Here is a 13,370-nt window from a genome sequence, read left to right as displayed (position 1 = left end):
GACGCGTCCCCGCGAGCACTCCGACGGCGACCTCACCAGCCGGCGCTTCCCGGAGGGTCCGGCGACCGGCGCCGTGCCCCACGGCCTGCGCCGCCTCGCCTCCGGAAGCTGTCCACCCGCTTTCCGAACATCGATCCCACCGCACCCCGGGAGTCGCTGAAGGTCAGGCGACGCCGCTGGTGCCCGCCCTGGTGTCCCTTCCGGTCACGGTCTGAGCGCATCCCCACCCACGGCCCGCATCACCACTGCTATCCGACAAGAGGTTGTTGAACCATGCCGCGTACCGATCTGCTCCGGCCCCTGCCCGAACTGCTCCGGACCAACGCCGACCGGTCCGGCAACCGGGTCGCGTACGCCGATTCGCGGCGGAGCGTGACCCACGCGGACCTGGCGGCCCGGACGGCAAGACTCGCCGGCCACCTCGCCGACCTCGGCGTGTGGCCGGCGGACCGCGTCGTCGTCCTGCTCGACGGCGTCGCCGCGGTGGAGGCCGTCCTCGCCGTCGTGCGGGCCGGCGGGATCGCCGTGCCGCTCGACCCGGCCCTGGACGACGCCGAGCTGGCCCGGCTGATCGAGGACGCCGGCGCCGACGCGGTCGTCACCGACGCGGTCAACGCGGCACGGGTGTCCGTGTCGATCCTCGTCGTCGAGGGCGGGCACGACGGCGACGGGCACCCGTTCGAGGAGCTGGCGACGACCGAACCGGCGTCGCCGCCCCAGGACGACGCCGGCCTCGACGACCTGGCGATGCTCACCTACACGGCGGGAACGACCGGCCCCCGCAAGGGCGTGCTCGCCACGCAACGCAACCTGCTGTGGCCCGCCGCCGCGGCGGCGTACGTGGCCGGGCTCGGTCACGACGAGGACGACCGGGTGTTGTGGATGCTGCCCGTGCACGCCTGGTTCGGCCAGCTCCTCGCCGCCACCGCGACGGGGGCCTCGGTCCGGCTCGCGGACGACCTGCCCCCGGACGAGCTGCGGGCCGCGCTCGCCGCGCTGGGCGGCACCGTGCTGGTGGGCACCGCGGCGACGCACCGCGCCCTGCTGGACGCGCCGGGCCCGGACCCGGTGGGCGTACGGCTCGGTCTGGCCGTCGGCCCCGTGGACGCGACGCTGCGCCGGCCCTTCGAGGCCGCGTTCGCCGCGCCGCTGCTCGCCGGCTACGTGACCACCGAGACGTCCGGCCTGATCGCGGTGAGCTGGCCGGGCGGCGACGCGGAACGGCGCTGCCTGCCCCTGCCGGGCCTCAGCGTCCGCGTGGTCGACCCCCGCTCGGGTGCCGACCTGGGCCCCGGCCAGGAGGGCGAGGTCTGGGTCAGCGGCCCGAACGTGATGGCCGGCGGCTACCACGAACTCGCCGCCCGCACGGCCGAGGCGATGAGCGGCGGCTGGTACCGCACGGGCGACCTGGCCCGCCGCGACGACTCGGGGCACCTCGCGATCACCGGCCGGCTGGCCGACGCGGTCGAGGTCGGCGGCGAGCGGGTACGGCTGGACCGGATCGACGCGGTGCTGCGCGGCGTGGGCGGGGTGGTCGACGGGGCAGCCCTCGCCGGGCCCGACGGTCCGGTCGCGTTCGTCGTCGGGTCCGACGTGGACGCCGCCGGCCTGTTGGCGCAGTGCCGCGCGGAGCTTCCCGCGGCGGCCGTGCCGGTCGAGACGTACCTGGTGCGGGAGATCCCGCGCACCGTCCTCGGCAGCCCCGCCCGTTACCGGCTCCCCGAGTTGCCCGCCCGCCTGATCGGCGTGGCCGCGTCGCCGCCCGACCGGCTGCACGCGCTGGGCTGGGAGCCGGCACCGGAGTCCGGCTCCGAGCCGCACGAGGATCGGCCCGCCCGGGCGGTCGTGGGCCCGCCCGAGCTGACCGCCGGCCTCACCGACGACGACCTCACCGTCGACAGCTACGCCGACCTCACCGCGCTGTCCGAGCTGCTGGCGCGGGTGCTCGACGGGGACCACCCGACGGACTCGCGTCTGGTCGTACTGACCCGGGGCGCCCTGCACGGCGACGACGCCGCGGCCCCCGGGCAGGCCGCCGCCTGGGCGCTCGCGCGGGCCCACCAGCTCCGCCGTCCCGGCCGGCTCGTGCTCCTCGACGCCGACCGGGTCGGCGTCGAGGAGCTGCGCGCGGCCGTGGCCTGCGGCGAGGACGTGCTGGCCGTACGCGGGGGCGAACTGCTCGTGCCCCGGTACGCGGCCGTCCCCGCCCGGCCCGGCGGCGCGCCCCTTTCGGGCAGCGTCGTGCTCGTCGCCCGCGCGTACGACGCGGCGCTCGCCCGCCACCTCGTGGCGGCCCACGACGTACGCGAACTGGTCCTGGTGGGGCCGGACGACGTGCCGGCGGGCGCCCCGGCGGAGCTGGCGGCGTTCGGCGCCGAGGTCTGCGTGCACCCGGGCGTGCCGTTCGACCCGGAGACGCTGGCGGCCGTGCTCGGCGACCGGCCGGTCACCACCCTCGCGGCGGTGGACCTCACGGTCGAGGAGACGCTCGCGCTGCACACGGCGGCGCTCGGGCGCGCCGCGACCGGCCTCGTGCTGCTCACCGACGGCGGCGACGTCGCCGCCACCGTCGCCGCCGACGCGCTGGTGCGGCACCGGCACGCGCTCGGCCTGCCCGGCGTCTCCGTGGCGTGGAGCGCGCCAGGGTTCGCCCGGCCCCCCGCGGCACGACGTAGCGCCCTCCTCGACGCCGCGCTGGCCGCGGGCGAGCCCTGCGTGGTTGCCGCGCGCCCCGTGCTGGCCGCCGGGGCCGGCGCCGACGGCGCCCCCAGCGCCCTGGCCGAGCGGCTGCTGGCGACCCCGGCGGACGACCGGCTCGGCCTGCTGCGCGACGTCGTGCGGACCGCGACCGGCGAGGTCCTGCGGGACCAGGCGCCAGCGACGATCGAGGGCGACACGCCGTTCCGCCAGCTCGGCTACGACTCGCTCGTCGCCGTGCAGCTGCGCAACCGGCTCTGCGCCGAGACCGGGCTGAACCTGCCGGCGAGCCTGGTCTTCGACTACCCGACCCCGGACATCCTCGCCAGCCACCTGCTCGACGCCCTGGGGCTGGGCACGGTCGAGGCGGCGCCGAGCGCCGTGGCGGCGTACGACGAGAGCGAGCCGATCGCGATCGTCGGCATGGCCTGCCGCTACCCGGGCGGCATCACCTCCCCGGACGACCTGTGGCGGGTGGTCGAGGACGGGACGGACGTCATCGGCGAGTTCCCCACCAACCGTGGCTGGGACCTCGCGGCGTTGTTCGCGGGCGACGGTCCGGGCACGTGCAACGCGACCGCCGGCGGCTTCCTGCACGACGCGGACGAGTTCGACGCGGAGTTCTTCGGCATCAGCCCCCGCGAGGCGCTGGCGATGGACCCGCAGCAGCGGGTGCTGATGGAGACCGCGTGGGAGGCGCTGGAGCACGCCGGCATCCCGCCGGCCTCGCTGCGTGGCAGCGACACCGCCGTCTTCACGGGCCTGCACGTGCAGAACTACGGCCGGCTCGGGCACAGCGAGGAGGACGGGGTCGACGGCTTCCTCATCACCGGCACCGCGAGCAGCGTGGCGTCCGGCCGGGTCGCGTACGCCCTGGGCCTCGAGGGCCAGGCGATGACCGTCGACACCGCCTGCTCGGCGTCGCTGGTGGCCCTGCACCTGGCCGTACGCGCGCTGCGTTCCGGCGAGTGCGCGATGGCCCTGGCGGGCGGGGTGACCGTGATGTCCGGCACGGAGACCTTCACCGAGTTCTCCCGGCAGAACGGCCTCTCCCCCGACGGGCGGTGCAAGGCGTTCTCCGACGACGCCGACGGCACGGGCTGGGGCGAGGGCGTGGGCGTGCTGGTCGTCGAGCGGCTGTCGGACGCCCGCCGCAACGGCCACCGGATCCTCGCCGTCGTACGCGGAACGGCCGTCAACCAGGACGGCGCCTCCAACGGCCTCACCGCCCCCAACGGGCCCTCCCAGCAGCGGGTCATCCGGTCGGCGCTGGCCAACGCCGGGCTGTCGGCGAACCAGGTGGACGCCATCGAGGCGCACGGCACCGGCACCGCCCTGGGCGACCCCATCGAGGCCCAGGCGATCCTCGCCACCTACGGCCAGGACCGCGAACAGCCACTCTGGCTCGGCTCGCTCAAGTCCAACATCGGCCACACGCAGGCCGCCGCCGGCGTCGGCGGCGTGATCAAGATGGTCCTCGCCCTGCGCAACGGGCTGCTGCCGCGCACCCTGCACGTCTCGGAGCCGAGCCGCAAGGTGGACTGGTCGGCCGGGACGGTGTCGCTGCTGACCGAGCCGGTCGCGTGGCCCGCCGGCGACCGTCCGCGCCGGGCCGCCGTCTCGTCGTTCGGGATGAGCGGGACGAACGCGCACGTGATCATCGAGGAGCCGCCCGCCGCCGACGCCCCGGCCGCCGACGCCCCGGCCGCACCGCCGCCGGCACTGCCGTGGCTGTTGTCGGCGCGCTCCGAGCAGGCGGTACGGGAGCAGGCCCGCCGGCTGCACGACCACCTCGCCGACCGGCCCGGGCTGTCGGTCGCCGACGTCGGTCGGTCCCTCGTCACCACCCGGGTGGCCTTCGGCCACCGGGCCGCGGTCACCGGCGCCACCCGGCAGGACCTCCTCGACTCCCTCGCCGCCCTCGCCGCCGGCCAGAGCACCGCCGACGTGCTCACCGGCACCTCCCGCCCCGGCGGGCTGGCGTTCCTGTTCACCGGTACGGGCGCCCAGTACCTGGGGATGGGCACCGAACTCGCCGCCGCGTACCCCGTCTTCGCCGCCGCCTTCGACGAGGCCTGCGCCGAGCTGGACCGGCACCTGGACCGGCCGGTACGCGAGATCATCCGAAGCGACGACCTGCACCGGTTCGCGTACACGCAACCCGCCCTGTTCGCCTTCGAGGTCGCCCTCCACCGGCTCGTCGAGTCCTGGGGCATCCGCCCCGACTTCGTGGCGGGGCACTCCCTCGGCGAGCTCTCCGCCGCGTACGTCGCCGGCGTCTGGTCACTCGCCGACGCCGCGAAGCTCGTCGCCGCCCGCGCCACCCTCATGGCGGCCCTGCCGCTGGGTGGCGCGATGGTCGCCGTGCAGGCCACCGAGGAGCAGGTCACGCCGTACCTCGGCGACCAGGTCGGCATCGCCGCCATCAACACCCCCAACGACCTGGTCATCTCCGGCGACGAGACCGCGACCCTCGCCGCCGCCGAGCAGCTCGCCGCGCGGGGCCACAAGACCAAGCGGCTGCCGATCCCGCTGGGCGCCCACTCCCACCTGATGGACCCGATGCTCGACGACTACCGCGCCGTCGCCGCGTCCATCACCCACCTCGAACCCCGCATCGGGCTGATCTCCACGGTCGACGGGCAGCCGCTGCGCTCCACGCCCGAGCACTGGGTCACCCAGGTCCGCCGGGCCGTACGCTTCCACGACGCCGTCCAGAACCTCACCGTCGACCACCACGTCGGGACCTTCCTCGAGATCGGCCCCGACACGGTCCTCGCCACCACCACCGGCGACGCCACCGGCATCGGCACCATGCGCCGGGGGCAGCCCGAGACGCACAGCCTCGCCCGGGCCGTCGGGCACCTCTTCACCGTCGGGACCGGCCTCGACGCCGACGCCTACTTCCCCGGCGCCCGCGAGGTGCCGCTGCCGACGTACCCGTTCCAGCGCCGGTCGTACTGGCTGCGGCCCACGGCCGGCAGCGACGTCGGCGCGGCCGGCCTCACCGCGGCGCGCCACCCGCTGCTCGGCGCGGTGCTGGGCGTCGTCGACACCGACCGGCTCGTGCTCACCGGGCGGCTCTCCCTGCGCGAGCAGCCCTGGCTGGTCGACCATGCCGTCCTCGACACGGTCCTGCTGCCCGGCACCGCGTTCCTCGAGCTGGCCGCGCACGCCGCCGAGCACACCGGCAGCGGCACGATCGAGGAACTCACCCTCCAGGCCCCGCTGACCTTGACCGAAGAGCAGCGGGTCAACATCCAGGTGTGGGTCGGCCGACCCGACGAGCAGGGCCGCCGCGAGTTCGGCGTGTACTCCCAGCCGGCCGGGCACACGCCGGGCGCGGAGTGGACGTGCCACGCCTCGGGCACGCTGGCCGACGCGCCCGCGCCGGCTCCGGTGGCCCACGAGTGGCCGCCACCCGGCGCGGAGCGCGTCGACGTCGGCGACTTCTACGGCTGGCTGCTGGCGCGTGGCTTCTGCTACGGCCCCGCCTTCCAGGGCGTCCAGGAGGTGTGGCGGCGCGACGACGAACTGTTCGCCCGGGCCACCCTGCGCGCCGAGGACGAGCCGGCCGCCGTGCGCTACGGCGTACACCCGGCGCTGCTCGACGCCGCCATGCACCCGCTGGTGCTGCACCTCGACGGCGGCGGGGGCCCGGCCGGCCGGGCCTGGCTGCCCTTCTCCTGGCGCGGCGTGCGGGTGCACCGCCGGGGGGCCTCGACGCTGCGGGTGCGGCTGACCCCCGCCGGCGAGAACACCCTGCGGGTGAGCACCACCGACGACGACGGCAACCCGGTGCTGAGCGCCGACGCGGTCGCGGTCCGGCCGGTCACGACGGACGGCCTGGCCGGCGCGAGCGGCCCCACCGCCGCGCTGTACCGCACGCAGTGGGAACCCGTGAGCGCCCCGACCGGCACCGGCAAGCCCGACGTCGAGGTGTTCCGCGTCGAGGCGGGCGACACCGCCGACGCCGTACGGCGATCCCTGCACGCCACCCTGGCGAGGGTCCAGGAGACGGCGGCGGGCACCGGCCGGCTGGCCGTGGTGACCCGGGGCGGGGACCTCGCGGGCGCCTCCGCGTGGGGCCTGGTCCGCTCCGCCCAGACCGAGCACCCGGACCGCTTCGTGCTCGTCGAGACCGACGGCACCGAGAAGTCCGAGCGCGCCCTCGCCGCCGCGCTCGCCACCGGGGAGCCTCAGGTCGCCATCCGGGACGGGGCGTTGACGGTGCCGCGGCTCGCCCGCCACGCCGCGTCCACCCCGGACGGCGCGCTGTTCGACGCGACGGGGGCCGTCCTGATCACCGGCGGCACCGGCACGCTCGGCGTCGCGCTCGCCCGCCACCTGGTCACCCGGCACGGCGCGGAACACCTCGTCCTCGCCTCCCGCCGGGGCCCGGACGCCCCGGGCGCCGCCGCCTTGGTCGAGGAGCTGACCGCCCTCGGCGCCACCACGGTCGACGTCGTCGCCTGTGACACCGCCGACCGCGAGGCGCTGGCCGCGCTGCTCGCCGGCCTCCCCCGGCCGCTGGCGGGGGTGGTCCACACCGCGGGCGTACTCGACGACGGCATCCTGGAGTCGCTCACGCCCGAACGCCTGGACACCGTCCTCCGGCCCAAGATGGACGCCGCACTCCACCTGCACGAGCTGGCCGGCGACGTGGAGCTGTTCGTGCTCTACTCCTCGGTCGCGAGCGTCATCGGCACCGCCGGGCAGGCGAACTACGCGGCGGCGAACGCGTTCCTCGACGGCCTGGCCGCACAGCGGCGGGCCGAGGGCCGCTCGGCGACCTCGCTGTCCTGGGGCCTGTGGGCGCAGGCCAGCGCCATGACCGGCCAGCTCGGCGAGACCGACCTGGCCCGCATCGCGCGCGGCGGTCTCCTGCCGCACAGCGTCGAGGAGGGGCACGCGCTGTTCGACGCGGCGTGCCGCTCGAACGAGGCGCACCTGGTGCCCGTCACCATCGACGTCGCCGCGGTACGCGCCGCGTCGGACGCCGCGCCGCCGCTGCACGGCCTGGCCAGGGTGCCGCGCCGGCGGCAGGCCGCGACCCGGCCGGGCGCCTCCGCGCTGGCCCGCGAGCTGGCCGGACGCAGCGAACAGGAGCAGCGCGGGCTGCTGCTCGACATCGTGCGTACGCAGGTCGCGACCGTGCTCGCCCAGCCGGACGTGGACGCCGTCTCCGTGGCCGAGCCGTTCCGCCAGCTCGGCTTCGACTCGCTGATGGCCGTCGAGTTGCGCAACCGGCTGAACACCGCGACGGGGCTGCGCCTGCCCGCGACGCTGACCTTCGACTACCCCACCCCGGAGGCCCTCGTCGAGTACCTGCGGGGCGAGCTGGGCGGCCGGGAGGAGGAGCCGGCGCCCGTCGCGGCGGCGGTCGCCACCCGCCCGACCGACGAGCCCATCGCGATCGTCGGCATGGCCTGCCGCTACCCCGGCGGCGTCAGCTCGCCGGACGAGCTGTGGCAGCTGCTCGTCGACGGCGGCGAGGGCATCAGCGGCTTCCCGACCGACCGGGGCTGGCAGCTGGACACCCTGTTCGACCCCGACCCGGACACCCCCGGCACCAGCTACGTCGACCGGGGCGGATTCCTGCTCGACGCGGCCGGCTTCGACGCGGAGTTCTTCGGCATCAGCCCCCGCGAGGCGCTGGCGATGGACCCGCAGCAGCGGGTGTTCCTGGAGACCTGCTCGGCGGCGCTGGAGAACGCCGGCCTGCGGCCGGACGCGCTGCGCGGCTCACCCACCGGCGTGTTCACCGGCCTCATGACGCACGACTACGCCGCGGGGGCGAGCGCCGTGCCCGACGGTGTCGAGGGGTTCCTGGGCACCGGAACCGCGGGCAGTGTCGCCTCGGGCCGGGTGGCGTACACGTTCGGGCTGGAGGGGCCGGCGGTCACCGTCGACACCGCCTGCTCGTCGTCGCTGGTCGCCCTGCACCTCGCCGTGCAGGCGCTGCGCTCCGGCGAGTGCTCCCTCGCGCTGACCGGCGGCGTGACCGTCATGTCCACGCCCAGCCTGTACGTCGAGTTCTCCAAGCAGCGGGGTCTCGCCCGCGACGGCCGGTGCAAGTCGTTCGCCGCCGCCGCGGACGGCACCGGCTGGGCGGAGGGCGTCGGCGTGCTGGTCGTCGAGCGGCTGTCGGACGCCCGCCGCAACGGCCACCGGATCCTCGCCGTCGTACGCGGAACGGCCGTCAACCAGGACGGCGCCTCCAACGGCCTCACCGCCCCCAACGGGCCCTCCCAGCAGCGGGTCATCCGGTCGGCGCTGGCCAACGCCGGGCTGTCGGCGAACCAGGTGGACGCCATCGAGGCGCACGGCACCGGCACCGCCCTGGGCGACCCCATCGAGGCCCAGGCGATCCTCGCCACCTACGGCCAGGACCGCGAACAGCCACTCTGGCTCGGCTCGCTCAAGTCCAACATCGGCCACGCCCAGGCCGCCGCCGGCGTCGGCGGGGTCATCAAGATGGTCCTCGCCCTGCGCAACGGGCTGCTGCCGCGCACCCTGCACGTCGACGAGCCGTCGCCGAAGGTGGACTGGTCGGCGGGCTCGGTCGCGCTGCTGACCGAGCCGGCCGAGTGGCAGCGCAACGGCCACCCGCGCCGCGCGGGGGTGTCCTCGTTCGGCGTCAGCGGCACGAACGCGCACGTGATCATCGAGGAGCCCCCCGCCGAGCCGGACGCCGCCGACGCCGGCACGCCCTCGCCGGCCCTGCCGTGGCTGCTGTCCGCCCGCTCGGAGCAGGCCCTGCGGGAGCAGGCCCGCCGCCTGCACGATCATCTCGCGGCCCGCCCCGAGCTGCCGGACGCCGACGTCGCGCGTTCCCTGGCCGCCCGGGTCCGGTTCACGCAGCGGGCCGCCGTCGTCGGGACCGACCGGCGGGAACTCCTCGACGGTCTCGCCGCGCTGGCCGCCGGCCGGGAAGCCGTCAACCTGGTCACCGGCACCCCCGGTACGGGCAGGTTGGCGTTCCTGTTCACCGGGCAGGGCGCACAACGACTCGGCATGGGCGCCGAACTCGCCGCCGCGTACCCCGTCTTCGCCACCGCCTTCGACGAGGTCTGCACCGCGTTGGACAAACACCTCGACCGACCCCTACGCGAGATCATCGACACCGACGAGCTACACCAGACCGGCTACACCCAACCCGCCCTGTTCGCCTTCGAAGTCGCCCTCCACCGACTCCTCGAATCCTGGGGCATCCACCCCGACCACCTCGCCGGCCACTCCATCGGCGAACTCACCGCCGCCCACATCGCCGGCATCCTCGACCTCACCGACGCCGCCACCCTCGTCGCCGCCCGCGCCCGACTCATGCAGAACCTCCCCACCGGCGGCGCAATGATCGCCGTGCAGGCCACCGAGGACCAGGTCACCCCACACCTCAACGACACCGTCGGCATCGCCGCCATCAACACCGCCACCGACCTCGTCATCTCCGGCGACGAAACCGCCACCCTCACCACCGCCGAAACACTCGCCGCACAGGGCCACCGCACCAAACGCCTCACCGTCTCCCACGCCTTCCACTCCCACCTGATGGACCCCATGCTCGACGACTACCGAGCCGTCGCCGCCTCCATCACCCACCACGAACCCCGCATCCCCGTCACCTCCACCGTCACCGGCCGACCCCTCACCCCCACCCCCGAGCACTGGGTCGACCAGGTCCGCCACACCGTCCGCTTCCACGACGCCGTCACCACCCTCACCACCACCTGCAACGTCGACACCTTCCTCGAAATCGGCCCCGACACCGTCCTCGCCACCGCCGCCGCCAGCGGCGACGCCACCGCCATCGCCACCACCCGCCGCGGACAACCCGAGACCCACACCCTCACCACGGCCGTCGGGCGGCTCTTCACCGCCGGGGCCGGCCCCGACGCCGACGCGTACCGGGCGGGTGCCCGCGAGGTGGAGCTGCCGACGTACCCGTTCCAGCACCAGCGGTACTGGCTGGTCCCCGACGACTCCCCCGCCGACGCCGGCGGACTCGGGCTCGGGGCGGCGGACCACCCGCTGCTCGGCGCGGTGCTGGCGCTCGCCGACTCCCAGCGGAGCGTGCTCACCGGCCGGCTCTCCCTGCGCGAACAGCCCTGGCTCGCCGACCACGCCGTCCTGGGCACGGTCCTGCTTCCGGGCGCCGCCTTCGTCGAACTCGCACGGCGCGCCGCCGAGCACGTCGACCTCGACCGCATCGAGGAGCTGACCCTGCACGCGCCGCTGGTGCTGCCAGCGGACGGCGCGGTGCTGATCCAGGTGGAGGTCGGGGAACCCGATGAGGCCGGGCGCCGGCCGCTGCGGGTGCACTCCCGGCGCGAGGACGCACCCGACGGCGAGCCGTGGACGCAGCACGCGAGCGGCCTGCTCGACGCCGCCGCGGAGCCCGAGACCGGCTGGGCCGGTGAGTGGCCGCCCGCCGACGCCGTCCCCGCCCCGGTCGAGGAGCTGTACGACCGCGTCGCCGACCTCGGCGTCGACTACGGGCCCGCGTTCCGGGGACTGGTGGCGGCCTGGCGGCGCGGCGACGAGCTGCTCGCGGAGGTCGCGCTCCCCGTCGACGCGCCCACGGGCCGCTTCGGACTGCACCCGGCGCTGCTGGACGCGGCCCTGCACCCGATCTCCCTGGCCACCGGGGCCGACGGTCCGCTGCGCCTGCCGTTCAGCTGGCACGGCGTACGGGTGTCGACCACCGGGGCGACGGCCCTGCGGGTGCGGATCACGCCCACCGCTCAGGACGCGTACGCCCTGGCGCTCGCCGACGGCGCCGGGATGCCGGTGGCCACGGTCGAGTCGCTGGTCACGCGCCCGGTGACGATCGAGCAGCTGCGCTCCGCCGCCGGCCCGGACGGGCTGCACCGGTTGGAGTGGCTGCCGGTCCCCACGCCCGTGGCCGCCCCCGCCGGCGCCTTCGACGTGTTCCAGGTCGGGACCGGTACGGACGCCGAGGCGGTACGGGCCGCCGTGCACGACGCGCTCGCGGCGGTCCAGGAGTGGCTGCCCGGCGACCGCTCCCCGCTGGTGTTCGTGTCCCGGGGCGCCACCGACGGCACGAACCCGGCGGGGGCGGCGGTCTGGGGCCTGGTCCGCTCGGCGCAGACGGAGCACCCCGATCGTTTCGTCCTCGTCGACACCGACGATCCGGCTCTCGTCGGCGCGGCCGTCGCGACCGGCGAGCCACAGGTCGCCGTCCGCGACGGGGTGCCGACCGTGCCACGCCTCGCGACCTTCGCGGCCGAGTCGGACCGCCGCCTGTTCGACCCGGCGGGCAGCGTGCTGGTCACCGGCGGCACCGGCGCACTGGGCGCCGCGCTGGCCCGCCACCTGGTCACCGCGCACGGTGCGCGGCACCTCGTGCTGACCTCCCGCCGAGGGCCGGCCGCGCCGGGCGCCGCGGAGCTGACGGCCGAGCTGGAGTCGCTGGGCGCCAGGGTCACGGTGGCCGCCTGCGACGCCGCGGACCGGGCCGCGCTGTCGGCGCTGCTGACGTCCCTGCCCGACCTGGTCGGTGTCGTGCACGCGGCGGGCGTGCTGGACGACGGTACGGTCGAGTCGCTCACGCCGGAGCGGGTGGACGCGGTGCTGCGGGCGAAGGTCGACGCCGCGCTGAACCTGCACGAGCTGGCCGGCGACGTCGAGATGTTCGTGCTGTTCTCCTCGGCGACCGGGGTGCTGGGCACGGCGGGCCAGGCGAACTACGCGGCGGCGAACGCCTTCCTTGACGCGCTCGCCACGCGGCGGCGGGCGTCCGGCCTCGCGGCGACGTCGCTGGCCTGGGGGCTGTGGCGCAGCGGCGGCGCGATGACCGGCGGGCTGACCGAGGCCGACCTCGCCCGCATCGCGCGCACCGGCGTGCTGGCGCACACCGTGGAGGAAGGGCTCGCGCTGTTCGACGCCGCCTGCCGGACGGACGAGCCGTGTCTGGTCCCGATCCGGTTGGACGTGGCCGCCCTGCGCACGAGCACGTCGGCGCCGCCACCGCTGCGCTCCTTCACCCGGTCCCGGCGCGCCTCCTCTCCCGGCAGTGCGGTGTCGCTGTCCAGCCGGCTGGCCGGCCTCGCCGGGCCCGAGCAGCGCGAGGTGCTGCTGACCCTGGTACGCACGAACGTGGCCGCCGTGCTGGCGCACGGCTCGGTGGAGACCGTCCGGGCGGAGCAGGCGTTCAAGCAGATGGGCTTCGACTCGCTGACGGCGGTGGAGCTGCGCAACCGGCTCAACCAGGCCACCGGACTGCGCCTGCCGGCGACGCTGACGTTCGACCACCCCACGCCCGCGGCCCTCGTGGAGCACCTGGTCGGTGAGCTGGGCGGCAACCAGGCACAGCTCAACCTGCGTGCCCTCGTCGACGGCATCGCCAGGGTGGAGGCGACGCTGGAGCTGGTGGACGCGGCGCAGACGGCGGAGACGGACATCGCCGCGGCCCTGCAACGGCTGCTGACCAGGTGGCGCGACAAGTCCAGCCCCGCGGAGGCCAAGGACCTCGCCTCGGTCACGGCGGACGACCTGTTCGACATCCTGGACAGCGAGCTGGACAACGTCTGACCCGGGGACCAGCCACGACCGGCCCCCGTCCCGACGCACGTTCGGGGCGGGGGCCGGTCCGCTCGCGGGACGCACGAGACGCCCGCCGGGGCCGGCGACGGCCCGGACCGGAGACGGCC

1 protein-coding gene is annotated in these 13,370 nt (G+C 75.9%); it reads left to right on the top strand.

All coding sequences use genetic code 11. The features are described 5' to 3' along the window. The first annotated feature begins 273 nt into the window (after positions 1-273). Complete coding sequence (locus V6U77_RS14080; RefSeq protein ID WP_334606754.1) at positions 274-13,251, top strand: SDR family NAD(P)-dependent oxidoreductase; 12,978 nt, start codon at positions 274-276, stop codon at positions 13,249-13,251. Positions 13,252-13,370 lie beyond the last annotated feature (119 nt).

This window comes from Micromonospora sp. CPCC 205546 (assembly GCF_036902715.1).
Classification (GTDB): Bacteria; Actinomycetota; Actinomycetes; order Mycobacteriales; family Micromonosporaceae; genus Micromonospora.
This window is presented reverse-complemented; position numbering and strand designations above follow the sequence as displayed.

What these genes read in the sequence shown, in the direction of transcription:
- V6U77_RS14080 (WP_334606754.1), top strand. Translation starts at nt 274, where the DNA reads ATGCCGCGTACCGATCTGCTCCGGCCCCTGCCCGAACTGCTCCGGACC.